Annotated in this window: 13 protein-coding genes; 4 read left to right on the top strand and 9 right to left on the bottom strand. The window is 30.3% G+C overall.

The genetic code is table 11. The features are described 5' to 3' along the window. Positions 1-223 precede the first annotated feature (223 nt). From H0I28_RS12595 to H0I28_RS12560, 8 genes are all read right to left on the bottom strand, one after another. Positions 224-3,019 carry a LuxR C-terminal-related transcriptional regulator gene (locus H0I28_RS12595; protein WP_218759321.1) on the bottom strand — a complete coding sequence of 932 codons (2,796 nt, stop codon included), beginning with the start codon at positions 3,017-3,019 and terminating at the stop codon, positions 224-226. A 54-nt stretch (positions 3,020-3,073) separates the two neighbouring features. Then, entirely contained in the window at positions 3,074-3,280 is a 207-nt protein-coding gene (locus H0I28_RS12590; RefSeq protein WP_218731822.1) for a helix-turn-helix transcriptional regulator, read from the bottom strand. A gap of 1 nt (position 3,281) precedes the next feature. After that, positions 3,282-3,785: a DUF2975 domain-containing protein gene (locus H0I28_RS12585; RefSeq protein WP_218759320.1), complete on the bottom strand. Its 504-nt coding sequence runs from the start codon at positions 3,783-3,785 to the stop codon at positions 3,282-3,284. 3 nt (positions 3,786-3,788) lie between these two features. Further along, positions 3,789-4,358, bottom strand: a complete 570-nt coding sequence (locus H0I28_RS12580; protein ID WP_218759319.1) for a DUF2975 domain-containing protein — start codon at positions 4,356-4,358, stop codon at positions 3,789-3,791. Positions 4,359-4,433: 75 nt separating this feature from the next. Next, a complete protein-coding gene (locus H0I28_RS12575; RefSeq protein WP_068447326.1) occupies positions 4,434-4,868 on the bottom strand; it encodes a LexA family transcriptional regulator in 435 nt (144 codons plus the stop codon). A gap of 52 nt (positions 4,869-4,920) precedes the next feature. Continuing rightward, positions 4,921-5,298 carry a DUF2007 domain-containing protein gene (locus H0I28_RS12570; protein WP_218759318.1) on the bottom strand — a complete coding sequence of 126 codons (378 nt, stop codon included), beginning with the start codon at positions 5,296-5,298 and terminating at the stop codon, positions 4,921-4,923. 142 nt (positions 5,299-5,440) lie between these two features. Further along, entirely contained in the window at positions 5,441-6,697 is a 1,257-nt protein-coding gene (locus H0I28_RS12565) for a Y-family DNA polymerase (RefSeq protein WP_218759317.1), read from the bottom strand. A 161-nt stretch (positions 6,698-6,858) separates the two neighbouring features. Beyond that, entirely contained in the window at positions 6,859-8,358 is a 1,500-nt protein-coding gene (locus H0I28_RS12560) for a PLP-dependent aminotransferase family protein (RefSeq protein ID WP_218759316.1), read from the bottom strand. A 67-nt stretch (positions 8,359-8,425) separates the two neighbouring features. Between H0I28_RS12560 and H0I28_RS12555 the strand changes: the two genes are divergently transcribed. The 4 genes from H0I28_RS12555 (at position 8,426) to H0I28_RS12540 (ending at position 13,066) form a co-directional block, all read left to right on the top strand. Then, positions 8,426-10,249 carry a TonB-dependent receptor gene (locus H0I28_RS12555; protein WP_218759315.1) on the top strand — a complete coding sequence of 608 codons (1,824 nt, stop codon included), beginning with the start codon at positions 8,426-8,428 and terminating at the stop codon, positions 10,247-10,249. Positions 10,250-10,737: 488 nt separating this feature from the next. Beyond that, on the top strand, positions 10,738-11,307 hold the full coding sequence (locus H0I28_RS12550; RefSeq protein ID WP_368384398.1) for a hypothetical protein: 570 nt from the start codon (positions 10,738-10,740) through the stop codon (positions 11,305-11,307). A gap of 10 nt (positions 11,308-11,317) precedes the next feature. Continuing rightward, on the top strand, positions 11,318-12,733 hold the full coding sequence (locus tag H0I28_RS12545) for a flotillin family protein (RefSeq protein ID WP_254712772.1): 1,416 nt from the start codon (positions 11,318-11,320) through the stop codon (positions 12,731-12,733). A 177-nt stretch (positions 12,734-12,910) separates the two neighbouring features. Next, positions 12,911-13,066, top strand: a complete 156-nt coding sequence (locus H0I28_RS12540; RefSeq protein WP_157603506.1) for a hypothetical protein — start codon at positions 12,911-12,913, stop codon at positions 13,064-13,066. A 445-nt stretch (positions 13,067-13,511) separates the two neighbouring features. Here H0I28_RS12540 and rseP read toward each other — a convergent pair whose 3' ends face one another. Further along, positions 13,512-14,858: an RIP metalloprotease RseP gene (gene rseP / locus H0I28_RS12535; protein WP_218731813.1), complete on the bottom strand. Its 1,347-nt coding sequence runs from the start codon at positions 14,856-14,858 to the stop codon at positions 13,512-13,514. Between the last annotated feature and the right edge of the window lie 39 nt (positions 14,859-14,897).

Here is a 14,897-nt window from a genome sequence, read left to right as displayed (position 1 = left end):
AGTTTATTCGGTAGACTAAATTATAAACTATTATTAAATAAATTAAAAAGAGCTTTACATTTTAAATACGTCACCAAATGAACCAAATGTTAAAAATCATTAACAAATCGGGGTTGACGTACTTTGTTGCCCTAAATAAAACGTTGTAGTTGAAGGTGATTTTAATAAATGACGTATATATGACGTAGTTATTAATTGTGTATTAGGTAAAAAAACAAGTTCATTATTTGATATTTAACAAATAATCAGTGATAGAAATGTCATTTTCTAAATTTAACTTCTTTTTTAACCTATATCTATGCGTTTCTACACCCCTATGAGAGATATTCATTAAAGGTGCAATTTCTTTTGAAGAAAGATTCATTTTGATGTAAGCACATATCTTTAAATCCTTTGGAGTAAGCTTTGGATGTTTGGTTTTTAAGGTTTCGAAAAACTCATCATGAACTTGACTGAAATTATTTTCAAAAACGGCCCATTCATCTTTAAGTACAATAGAATTATCTAATTTTTTTAACAATTTTTTAAAGTTGTACTGACTATTAAATCCTTCTTTATGCCCCATCAGATCTTTTTTAATTTCCTCAAGGATTTCATTTTTCTTCACTAAAGCCATCGCATTATTAGCTAACTGTTTACTTTTAAGCTTAATTTCTTTTTGCAAAGATTCATTTTTAAACTCCACAATTTGTTTTTCGTTTTCTAACGTCTTTTCGCGTAGTAATTTTTCTTGCTCTTTCTGATATTTGATTTTTATAAGACGCTGTTCTTTTGCTATTTTTTTATTTTGCAAAACATATAACAGTGCAATAATTAAAAGTGCAATAATTGCGTATAGCAAGAATCCAAAAGTATCTCTATACCAGGGTGGTAATACATCTATATGTAAACTTTGAACAGTTGATACATTTCCAGAATTCCCTTTTGCTCTAAAGGAAATTGTATATTCTCCGTCTTTAAGGTTAGAGAACTCTATTTTATCGTTTTCTGCTTTGTACCAAAAATTACCTGTGTTAGATATTTTGTATTCAAAATAATGATTTACAGATTTTGATGACGACAGCGCTACCGTAATATTTTCATTAAAATTAAAACGGACTTCATTGTTCTTAATCTTAGATAGGTTAATAGGAATTCCATCTACAGATATAACTTCTATTTTTGGCTTTTGTAAACTATAATTAGAGGCTGTGGTGTTATTAATCATCATAAAACCATTGTCTAAATTTAAAGCATAAGCAGAATCATTTATTTTAGATACATTTTCGTAACCTATAATATACCTGTTTTTTAATTGATCATCACTTAAAATGAGTAGTTCGTCATTATTAGAGAAGGATTTAAAATTAATAAAGCCATGATTGTTTTTTAGAGCAAAAAGATTCGTGTTATCTTCAGATATAATATAACTATGCTTTCCTAACTTATTATTAAGTAGTTTATAAGGAATAATAGAATCTAAAATAGGTTCATACTTCTGCCAACCTTCACTTGTTTTAAAACTAATATTGTTCTTAATATTATAAACCCTTATATTGTAATTAGAGCTAATACCTTTTTTTTCATAATTTTCTACACTACGTATGGTTTCATAATCTTCATCAAACTGAATCTTATAAACGCCTTTGGTTTCATGTGCAACCCAAGCTGTGTAATCATTTTCAAATACTAAAAAGCGAGAAGGTATTAGGGCTTTGTCAAATTGTTTTACAGTCCACTCTCCATTTTTCTTTTCAAATTTTACCAATCCAGAATAGGTACCTTGAATATAGGTGTCTTTTCTTTCTGGAACTTTCTTTATCGTCCATCCCCCAGTAAAATTAGAGATCTTTTTAAAAGTATTTGTATCTACTAAAAAAGTTCCTTCATTATGACCACAAAAAAGTTCATCACCTATAATTGTTAAATCCCAAACCTGACCTTGCGAACCTTCTATAAACACTAATTGATCATTAGCATCAAGCTTAAAAAGACCAGTATTGGTACCGATATAAATAACATCTTTATATTCAATAATATCATAAACAGCACCCAGTTTCCCAGAAACATCATTAAAGAAATAGTTACTACTACTTAGTTCTATATGAGCAATTCCATTGTCTAACCCCAACCAAAGGTTGTCTGAATCATCAAGCGCTTGACCTAAAACAGTATTGTTTAATAAACCATTCTCTTTACTGATATGAAATTTTAAGTTTCCTAAATGATCTGTTAAGAAAACGCCGTCTTTTATAGTTCCAAAAACCATTTCTCCGTTTCTTAAAATAGAAAAATCATTAAGTTGATGTAGTTTAATGGCTGCATTTATCTCAAAACCGGTAGGAACAAGTTTTCCTTTCTTTAGAAAAAAACTTCCTTTTAGAGAGGTCATCAACAGAAGTTTATCTTCATATTTGTTGATAGATATAATCTTAGTATCTAAAAGCAGGTCATTAGAATAGAAAGGTGTTAGTTTTTTGTCTTTAAGTAAAAAAACACCTCCATTTAAAGTACTTACATATAAATCATCGTCAATAACACTAAGCGAAATAAGTATTGAATCGGATTTTAATTGTGTAATACTCTTATAGTCATATATATAGATATTTAAGAAAGAACGAAAAATTATTTTGTCTTTATACTTTACAATACTCCATATTTCTTCATTAGGAGAAATTTTGTTAAGAATAGTATCACTTAATGATTGGTATTTAAGGATTCCGAAATGATCTCTTTCCCAAAAACCAAATTCTTCGAACGAGCCCGTGTAAATGATATCATTTACAGCTAAAACTGATCGAACGGTTGTTTTATTAGGTAATTGATATAATTTCCAAACTAACGCATTATATTCTAATAAGCCACTATTATTAGCAACATATACTTTGCCGTTTTTAGATCTTGTAATATCCCAATTTTGGTTACCAGCTTTGTATTCTGCTAGCGTATAGTTTTTTAGACTAGGAGAAAATTGAGCATTTACGGCTGTTATAGATAAATAAAAGAAAAGTATGCTTAAAATTTTTAAATGTTTTGTCATTACGATTCGTTAACTGATTTGATGTGTTTTTAAGACGTATTAAAAGTACTGTTTTTAATCTTTTTGATACTCTAAAATATCTGCAGGTTGGCAATCTAATGCTTTGCAAATTGCCTCTAAAGTAGAAAAACGGATTGCTTTTGCTTTTCCTGATTTTAAAACAGATAAATTGGCTGTTGTAATACCAATAGTTTCTGCCAATTCCTTGCTTCGCATTTTACGTTTGGCAAGCATTACGTCTAAGTTTACGATGATTGCCATATTATATTGTTAAATCGTTTTCTTGTTTTTGATTCTTTGCAACTTTAAATATTTCACTTAAAACTAAAAAAAACAAGCCCAAGCATATAATTACTAAATGCTGATTTAACCCGAATTCTAAGGTTACTTTTTGTTGAAAATACACTTTACTAATCATAGAAATTGTGAGTGAAATAATTCCTGAAATAAATAATAGATTTCCTGATTTTTTGAAGGATGAAATAACGGTTTCTTCAAATATTTTTACTCTTACAAAGTGGTTTAGTACTTTCTTGAAGAAATACAAAGCAGCAACAATTAATAAATAATTTAGTGCAGAAACAACAAGAAGTGTTTTTGAGAATAGTGTATCGGTATTAAGACCTATTGAGTTTATTTTTATGTTTAAATCACCTAGATCTACAAAGAAAACAGCAATAGAAAAGCCGATAATTACCAAAACTATTGGCATAGAAAATATCCAAAGTAAATCTACAATGGCTTTTAAAATATTAATTTTACGCATCGCTTATATTGTTAAATCGTTTTCCCGCTGTAATAAATTTCCTTCTTTAAAAATTTCCGCCAATATAAATGCAATAAGCATAAATATTAAAGGTGTAAAATTTAGAGAGAAATTAGTCATTCCTCCTTGCTGAAAACGAAGCTTAAAATAACTTGAGAGTAAGAAAATAATAAAAAGATATTTCCCTATTTTTCTAAAGGAGCGAACGTTGTTTTTTTGAAAGGTATTCAGGTTTTTAACAGATTGCATTATTTTTTGAAATTCTGTAATCAATAAAAACATAAAAAATAAGACAGCACTAAATTTAAGATAATTAATAAATAAGGATGTTTTTGTTATTTTATTTAAAGCATATACTTCTTTATCATCTCCTGAATTACTGATTTTCCATCTATTAGATTTACTTATCTGTAAACCTGAGACTTTGAATTCAATATTACCTTTTTTATATGATTCTGGAGAAATTTGAAGGTGTATGAAGATTGTTGTTAATCCTATAAATGCTATTATAATAAAGATTCGAATACTTTTACAAACAATAACTGCAATATTTAATAGTTTATTTTTTTTCATGACTTCACATATTTGACATTGCAAATATATAAAAATTATCGAAAAACAATAATAAAATATTTAAAAAAGGTAATTTTATACTTTTTTGATAACACTTGTTACAATTCCCCAAATCATAAAATCATTCTCTTCTGTGATTTTTATAATAGGATAATTAGGGTTTTCCGGTTGCAACCAAACTTCGTTTTTTTCTACACGTAAACGCTTTACAGTAAAATCGCCATCTAAAAAACAAACAGCAATTTTATTATTGGCAGGTTCTAAACTTCTATCAATAACTAGCAAATCGTTATCATCTAAACCTGCATCAATCATAGACTGTCCTTTTACTTTTGCAAAAAAAGTAGCGTCTTTGTTGTGGATTAATTCATCATCTAAAGAAATTCTAGTTTCTCTAAAATCATCTGCAGGAGAAGGAAAACCGGCAGAAATACCAACATCTACCAAAACAGCTCCGTTTCCAGAAGAAGCTTTAGGTGTAAAAAAAGTAAGGTTTTTAGTTCCGTTCATAATGTTTGCAAATTATAACTTTTCTTTAAATGTTAGGGGTATTATTTTGCAATTAAAATACGGTCTTACAATTATTGCAAATACGTCTTGTTTTTTCGAAAAATGGGAATAACATATAGAATATATTTCTCCTCGCAAGGGGAGCAATTAGTATTTGTGTAGCATTACAATTCGGACAAAAAAGATCATTTCCATTTTCATCCTTTTGATAAACTCTAATCTCATTGTAAATAGTTGCAGCTTTTTCAAAATCATCTTTATGAACCAACAATTTTACACCCCCAATTGCATTACTCACTAAAGGATCGGTATCTATGGTTTTCTCATCCATTAATAAGGTTTTGAAACCTTCGGAATCTAATTTAGACTTTGTTATATGCGCTTCTGTAGAATATTCAAAAACGGCTAAAATTTTGTAATTATCATTCATGAAAATATTATTTATTATCAAATTAAAGGTTAAAACCTTATAATTATGAGATTTCTCCTCGTTCCTCGTTCGGAATGACAAACTGAATTTAAAAAGAATTTTATCCTTTTATTAAAAATTATGGAGTTTTAATTCATAGTGTTTATTTAACAATCAAAATATCGTTAATATTTGTGGTAAATCTAGCGGATAATCGTTCTTGACGCATTTTCCAAGTGCGGTTTAAATCTTGATTTCCTAATTTAATTTTGTCTGCCTTAAATTTACGATTTAATTTGTCTATTGCAGACATTAACGGTTTGTGTTTTGGATTTTCGCTTGAAAATAAATCCAATTGAAAATTATCATTAGGTACTAAACCCGTAACAATTACACCTGCTCTTTTGTATTTAACACCAGTTTTAAATATAGTTTTTACAGCTTCTACTGCTGCGTTGGCAATGGTTAACGTCGAATCTGTAGGAAAGGAGAAAACAACTGTAGTACTTTCTCTATGTTGTTCAAATTCTTTTTTATGCCGATCGCTAGAAAGTTGCACAATAAGCATGTGGCAACTAGATTTCTGATTCCTTAATTTCTCTGCACAACTAGCTGCAAAGGTAGAGATGCGCTCTTTTATATTGTCAATATCAGAATACGTGTATTCAAAACTACGTGTGGTAGCAATCATTTTTTTTGATGAAACTTCTTCTAACGGAATTTTAGAAATGCCTTGTAGGTCTTTTTGCAAACGCCATGCTACAATAGAAAATTCTTTTAAAACCCAATCGCTAGAAAGTTGTGTAAAATCGTATGCCGTAATGCAACCTTTTGCTTCCAATCTTTTTTTTAAACGACTTCCGATTCCCCAAACATTGCCAATTTTTGTCCATTTTAAGGCTTTGATTCTTTTTTCATCAGAATCTATAATACAAACTCCTTTCGATTGTTTGATGTTAGAACGCGCAATTTTATTGGCAACTTTAGTCAATGCTTTGGTTGGCGCAATTCCAACGCAAGTTGGTATACCTGTCCATTTTAAAATACGACTTCTCATTTTTGTAGCGTATTCTTGTAGGTCATAATTTTCAAATCCTTTTAATTGTAAAAAAGATTCATCAATAGAATAGACTTCAACATCCGGAGAAAAATCTGCCAAAATATTCATTACTCTAGCACTCATATCTCCATATAATGGATAATTAGAAGACAAAACAGTAATATTATTTGTTTTACAAAAGGCATCCCATTTAAAAATAGGCGCACCAAAAGGCAGTTGTAATTTCTTAGCTTCATCGCTCATAGAAATGACACAACCATCGTTATTGCTTAAAATAGCAACGGGTTTTCCTTGCAAGTTCGGGTTAAAAACCCGCTCGCAAGAAGCGTAAAAATTATTACAATCTACTAGTGCAAACATGCCATAAAAGTACCTAAAAATAGTAGGCAAAATAGCGTTGTTAATATCTTAATCTGTTAAAAAATAAAATTACACTTTGTCATGCTGAACTAGTTTAAGCATCTTATTAGGATGATTATTATAATTAAGAGAATCTGAAATAAATTCAGATTGACAAAATTTTATTTTAAAATCAAGTTCTTATAAGCACTTTTCATTTTTTTTATTACAATCTCTATTTCTTCTAAAGCTAAATGGCCAAAACCAAAACGAATGGCACAGGTATTTTTATCTTGATACAGAATGGTTTTTGGTAAAAATAAATCGTTTTTTTCGGCTTCTTCAGCTAGTTTTACTAATGATATTTGGTTTTGAAACTGAATCCAAATAGCCAATCCACCAGAAGGTATTTTCCATTTTGCGATTTCAAAAAAATGTTGCGTTAAAAGTTGGGATAAACAATCGCGTCTTTGTTTATATATGACGATGTTTTTTTTCATCAAACGAGAAATTTCACCTTCATAAATCAATTCAGATAACATTTGTTGCTGTATTAAATCGCCTTGTTCGTCGAGCAATTGTAGGTAATTTTTAGCTTCAGAAATTAAGTTTTCTGGTGCGATTACAAATCCTGTTTGAAAACTTGGAAATAAAGATTGCCCTAATTTCCCGAGATAAATAACCATTCCGTCTCCGTCGGCGCTTGCCATTGGTAACATAGCAGAACCTGTAAACTGAAAATCGTAGTCGTAATCATCTTCAATAATTGCAAAACCAAATTCTTTTGCCAATTGTAACAAAGCCAAACGACGTTCTGCACTTAAAGTTACTGTTGTTGGGTAATCTCTATGCGTGCAGATATAAATACATCGAATACTTTTTTTTATAAAATGTTTTCTAATATAATCTACATCCAGTCCATCTGCATCTACTGGAATTGTTTTTATGGTTGCACCTGCTTGCTGAAAAATCATATTAGCAGCATAGTTGCTCAAATTTCCTACTAAAACTACATCGTTTTGTTTTATCAATAGTTGAGAAACAATGTACAAACTCATTTCTGTACTGCGCGTACTTATTAAATTGTTTGGGTTTATGTGAAAACCTCTTGTTGCGTTTAAGTAATTGCAAAGTTGGGTTTCAAATAAAGAATGGAGAGATTGATTAGGGCTATTCCATTTTTTTATTATTGTTTTACGTTTCATCGCAGCGCTGTACCACCTAGAAAATTCATGAACAGGATGCAAACGTAAATCTGGTTTTCCGTCATTTATAGTGTATTGTACTTTTGATAATTGAACTGTAGATGCTAAGTGAAATGATTTTTGAAACGGAAATCCAGTTGTTTTAGCTGTTTTATATGCTTCATTTATTTTTTGAGAAGACGCTTTTATTTTTACTGTTTTTAATGATGGTTCGATAACAAATGTACCCTTATTAGGGATGATTTCTACCCAATCTTGTGAAGCCAATTCTTCGTAAATTGCAACTGCGGTATTTCTGTGGATTTTTAAAGTCTGACTTAAAACACGGGTTCCGGGTAAAAGAGTGCCTTTTGAGATATATCCACGTTGTATTGCATTTATAATTTGCTGAGCAACTTGTACGTACACAGGTTGAGGTATGGATTTATCAAAATTGATTAATTGTTCAAATAAAGTATTAACCGGACTATCTTTCATTTTAAAACTGGACTATTTTAATCGTCCGGAAAGTTACGAGTTTTGCATCAGATTAAAATCACTAATTATGAAAATTAAAATTACCTTAATAATTGCATCATTTTTTGCAGCCTTTCAAGTACAAGGACAATCTGATCCTATAAAAAGAGATACTTTAAAAGAGGTTGTTATTACTTCTACGAGAATAGATTTGCCTTTTAAAGAAAATTCGAGAACCATAAATGTTATTTCATCTGAAGTAATAAAAAACAGTGCCGCTACAACTGTTGCAGATTTATTACAACAAGTTGCGGGTGTAGATATTAGAAAAAGAGGAACTGCTGGTAGTCAGGCAGACTTGTATATTAGAGGAGGAGGTTTCGATCAAACCTTATTATTGGTTGATGGAATTAAAATGGATGATTCTCAAACTGGACATCATACCTTAAATGCCGCTTTACCTATTGAATTTATTGAAAGAATAGAAATTATAAAAGGTCCTGCTGCTCGAGTTTTCGGTCAGAATGCATTTACGGGAGCCATAAACATTGTTACTAAAAAGAAGTTAACAAGTAAAGCAAGTATAAATATAGAAGCAGGTTCTTTTGGTCAATTTAATAGCTCTGTAACCTTTGGAGAAGAATATGAGAATACTTCTTTTATGGCACATGTTGGTTCCTTAACATCTGATGGTTATAGAACAAATTCTGATTATGAAAATAAGAGTTATGTGTTAAAGGGAATTTTTAATAAAAAGAAACAACCTATTGAGGTTTTAGCCACTTTTTTCGATAAAAAATATGGCGCAGAGAATTTTTATACAACAAATCCAGATTGGCATGAGTATGAAGAAACTCAGAACAGTGTAATAGGAGTTTCTACAGTTTTTAGAACTGAAAAATTTAAGATTACACCAAGAGTTTATTGGAGAAGAGGGCAAGATATTTTCTTATTAAAAAGAGATGATCCTAGTTTTTTTAGAAATTTACATATTACCAATAAGGTTGGTGTAGAAACGAATGCTTCATATACTTCTAATTTAGGAATTACTGGTTTTGGAATAGATGTTTCTAGAGTTTCTATAAGTAGTAATAATTTAGGAAAGAGAGATAGAACGATGGCTAATTTATTTTTAGAACACCGTTTTAAATTAGCTAATGACAAATTAGATATTACTCCGGGAGTTGCAGTTACTTATTTTTCTGATTTTAAATTTCATGCGTTTCCAGGAGTCGATATTGGATATCAGTTTTCAGAAAACTTAAAAGCTTATGGTAATTTAGGAGTTACCTATAGAATACCTACTTATACAGATTTATATTATAATGATCCTGGAACTATTGGAAATGAGAACCTAGAACCAGAAGAAGCATTTGCGCAAGAAATAGGATTAAAATATAACACAGGGAAATTTACTTCTTCTGTAGCAATATTTAATAGAGATGCTACTAATTTAATAGACTTTATTAGACCAAATGCAACGGAACCTAAATATACAGCAACTAATATAGCAGAAGTAAATACGCAAGGTTTTGAGGTAAATGCTGATTATCGTTTTAATATAAAAGAGTACAAACAAACCCTTTCTATTGGTTATACTTTTTTAGAGGATGATATTTTAGAACAGAATAAAGATTTATCTCGATACTCACTAAATACCTTAAAGCATCATTTTACAACACGTTTTTCATCAAGATTATTTAAAAATGTAAGTCAGAATATTATTTACAAACATGCAGAACGTACTGTTGGTACAAGTTATAATGTTTGGGATGCTTCTGTAATTGTAGATTTTAATAAATTTAGTTTTACAGTTACTGCAAATAATATTTTTGATGCAGAATATATAGAATCTGGTTTTGTACCAATGCCACCAAGTAATGTGTTATTTGGTTTGCGTTATAGTTACTAAATAATAAAAAATAGATATTTGTAAAAAGCCTTGATAAATTTTATCAAGGCTTTTTTTTAATTTTCTGAAGTACATTTTAATGTTTAAGTAAGATTTAATAATTATTCAGATTATCCTGCAAGGTTTCTTTTAACCATGTAAGTCTATTCTATTAGTAGGTCTATTTTCCACCTTTGGTGGATATGTTACGTTAACTTCATAAATCTGTTTCTAATGTTTGAAATAGGTATTTATTAATTCTAAAATTTTTATTTTAAAATATTTTCATAAATCTGTAACAAAACAAGGTTTATGAGTACTAATAGTAGCAGCTCAATACTACTTATCTCATTTATTACTTTAACAATTAAAGTTTAAAATCAACTTAAAAAGAGCGCTCTTAAAAGTTGATCTGAATCAAATGGTATCGTGCTTTATAATGATGGAATAAACCTCTTTATTCAGTCAAAAACATTTATCTTTAATCTCTTTTAAAACAAACTGCTATGATGGAATGGTTTCAAGAATTAACTACTTTCGAAAAGACCTATTGGGTAATTACCGGGATTTCTACATTTATGTTTTTGTTGGTTTTAATAACCACAATAATTGGTGCAGAAACAGATGATATTGGTGATGTAGATGCCGAAATTGATGCAGATACTGGAGCCGGATTTCAGTTTTTTACCTTAAAAAACTTAGTTGCTTTTTTCACTATTTTCGGATGGAGTGGAATTGCAAGTATGGATGCAGGAAACGCAACAGGAACTACCATTATTATTTCTATATTTTCTGGTTTGTTGATGATGTTTGTAATGGCAGCATTATTTTATTACATCAGTAAATTATCTTCTAGCGGAACCTTAAAAATGAAAAATGCCTTAAACTCTATTGGTGAAGTCTATTTAACAGTAGGTGCAAATAGATCTAAAACAGGTAAAATTCAGATAAAAATTCAGGGAGCTTTAAGAGAATTAGAAGCATTAACGGATTATAATGAAGATTTAAAACAGGGAAAGATAATTAAAGTAATAGAAGTAACAAATAACGGAATATTAATAATAGAACCTCAAAATTAAAAAAAAAGCTATGTTAAACTTTATGGTATTACAAGCCAGTCAATTTGCTGGATTAATCGGAATCGGAATTGCAATTCTCTTCGTTTTTATATTGCTAATAGCAATGGTAAAACGTTATAAGAGATGTCCTTCAGACCGTATTTTGGTTGTTTATGGAAAAGTGGGTGGAGGAGAATCTGCTAAATGTATTCATGGTGGAGCCGCATTTATATTTCCAGTTATTCAAGATTATCAATTTTTAGATTTAACACCTATTTCTATAGAAGTAAATTTGGTAAATGCACTTTCTAAGCAAAATATTCGTGTTAATGTACCTTCGAGATTTACAATTGGGGTTTCTACAGAACCAGGAATCATGCAAAATGCAGCAGAAAGATTGTTAGGTTTAGACCAAGATAGCATTCAAGATTTAGCACAAGAAATTATTTTTGGTCAGCTACGTTTGGTGGTAGCATCGATGGATATTGAAGAAATTAACAACGACCGTGATAAATTTTTAACTAATATTTCTCAATCTGTAGAAACAGAGTTAAAGAAAGTAGGTTTAAAATTAATCAACGTAAATATTACAGATATTGTTGATGAATCTGGTTATATAGAAGCTTTAGGTAAAGAAGCAGCTGCACATGCAATTAACGCGGCACGTAAATCGGTTGCAGAAAAAAATAGAGATGGTTCTATTGGTGAGGCAAACGCGGTACAAGATGAAAGAACACAAGTTGCAGCAGCAAATGCACAAGCAGTAGCTGGAGAAAATACAGCAAAAATTAATGTAGCAAATTCAGACTCTTTAAGAAGACAAAGAGAAGCCGAAGCAGAACGTACTGCAATTGCATCAGAAAAAGTACAAACAGCAAACGCGTTAAAAGAATCTTATGCTGCAGAGCAAGAAGCAGAGGTTGCAAGAGCGGAAAGAGAGCGTTCTTCTCAATTAGCAGATATTATTGTACCTGCAGAAATAGACAAACGTAAAGTAGAAATAGACGCAGAAGCAAGAGCAGAAAACATTAGAAGAATTGCAAGAGGTGAAGCCGATGCAATTTTATTTAAAGCACAAGCGGAAGCCCAAGGTTTGTTTGAGGTTTTAACAAAACAAGCACAAGGTTTAGATCAAATAGTGAAAGCTGCTGGAAACGATTCTCAAAATGCAGCCTTATTATTAATTGCTGATAAGTTGCCGGAATTAGTGAAAATACAAGCCGAAGCTATTAAAAATATAAAAATTGATAAAGTTACTGTTTGGGAAAACGGAGGAGGAGCAGATGGAAAAACATCAACCTCTAACTTTATTTCTGGAATGTATAAAGCGGTACCACCTTTACAGGAAATGTTTAATATGGCAGGTATGGAGTTGCCAAGTTATTTAAAAGGAAAAGATATCCCTACTGGGTTACCTGCAGAGGTTATTGATACTAAAGGTAACTAGTTTATAAACATACAAGTTTTAACGGAAGCCATCATTTATTTTTTAAATGATGGCTTTTTTGATATATAATTTTTGGTAGAATAATTAAAACGTTGATTTTTAAACAGGTATTAATACGGGGTAAATACATTGCTTGTATTTAGTAAATTGCGGTTTAAAATAAATATCCCCTAGCTTATGAAATCTTGTCCGAAATGTAAATCTGAATCTAGACACAGAATGATGAGAAAAGGAATTGTAAAGATTATCCCAGGAACAAGAGGTTATGCTTGTGATAATTGTAATACACAGTATGCTTGGTTTTCATTTATCAATCGTACTTTTAAGGTGTAGCAAAAAAAAAGCCATTCTAAAGGTGTAAAATCTTATTATACAGAATTTATTTCTGTGTCTCTGTTTGCTTAAAATCACTGTTTATAAGAATCGGATATCAATTTAGGTTACCAAAACTTTCTTCTTATTTAAGCTTTCTTTTTGTATCCTAATTTTAGTATATAAATCAGTTAATTTAGAATAGAATTATCTTACTGTAACTTGCTAAATTTCAGAGGTAAACCAAACCAATTTAATTATGAAAGCTTGCCCAAAATGTAAATCTACATCTAACCACAGAATGAGGAGGGGTGCATTTGTTAAATTAATACCAGGTACTAAGGCTTATGCTTGCGATAGGTGCAATACACAGTACACTTGGTTTTCTTTTATCAATCGTTCTTTTAAGGTATAAAAAAAGCCTCGCTTTTATAAAAGTGAGGCTTTTTAATGTCTTTTATTTTGTTTAGTTAAACAACCTAAAGATATCATTTCCGTTTGCAAAAAGTAATAAAGCTATTAAAAGAATAAAGCCTGTTACTTGTGCATATTCTAAAAATTTATCTCCTGGTTTTTTACCAGTTATCATTTCCCAAAGGGTAAAAACAACGTGACCACCGTCTAAAGCAGGTATTGGTAAAAGGTTCATAAATCCTAACATAATAGATAAGAATGCGGTTATGTTCCAGAAAGATTCTGCGCTCCATTCCGATGGAAAAATGCTTCCTATAGAAATAAATCCACCTAATCCTTTATAAGCTCCAGTGCTTGGGTTAAAGATCTTCTTTAATTGTTTAATGTAGTCTGTAAGTGTTTTTACAGATTTGTTCCACCCTGCAGGAATTGCTTCTGCAAAAGTGTATTCGATATTTGCCAAATCGTAGTAGCCAAGTCTTTCTAAGTCTTTAGAAGGTAATAAGCCAAAACCAACGCCTAATTTACCTTCATTGGTAACTTTTACAGCGATATCTTTTGTTTCGTTTTCTCTTTTTATAGTAACAGAAATATCCTGATTTTTAAACTTATTTAATTCAACCTGAGCTTCATCAAAATACTTTATTGCATTTCCATTAATGGCAACAACAATATCTTTCGCTTTTAAATCAGCATTTTTATTTGGTGAATCTTCAGAAACACTCGTAATAGCAAAAGGATATCTAGGTAGTAAAATTACACCAGCATCTTTACCTCTGTCTACTAATTGAGAGATAAAATCTTCTGGAATTACTTTGTCAATAACTTGTCCTTTTCTTTCAATTTGAAAATTATTACCGTTTACAAACCCTAAAGTTAGTTCGTTAAATTTTTTAATTTTTTCTCCATCAATAGTTAAAACTTTATCTCCAGTTTGTAAACCTAAGTTCATCGCTAAAGAATCTTGTACCCAAACACCGTCTTTTACATTTTCGTTTGGTAAAAAGTTTTCGCCATAAGCATACATTAACATAATGTAGATAAAAATACCTAAAACAAAGTTTACAAAAACTCCACCCAACATTATAATTAGACGTTGCCATGCCGGTTTAGAACGAAATTCCCAAGGTTGCGGTGGTAAAGCCATTTGCTCAGTATCCATACTTTCATCTATCATTCCAGATATTTTTACATATCCACCTAGAGGAATCCAACCAATACCGTAAACAGTATCACCAATTTTTTTCTTAAAAATAGAGAATTTATAATCAAAGAATAAGTAGAATTTTTCTACTCTGGTTTTAAACAATTTTGCAGGGATAAAGTGCCCTAACTCGTGCAATACAATCAATAAAGATAAACTTAAAATAAATTGTGATGCTTTTATTAATATTTCCATTCAGCGTTAAATCATAGTTAAAATAGTCGCAAATGTACG

The organism is Polaribacter sp. AHE13PA (assembly GCF_019278505.1).
Classification (GTDB): Bacteria; Bacteroidota; Bacteroidia; order Flavobacteriales; family Flavobacteriaceae; genus Polaribacter.
The sequence above is the reverse complement of the archived record's forward strand: the minus strand, read 5'-3'. Positions and strand labels throughout refer to the sequence as shown.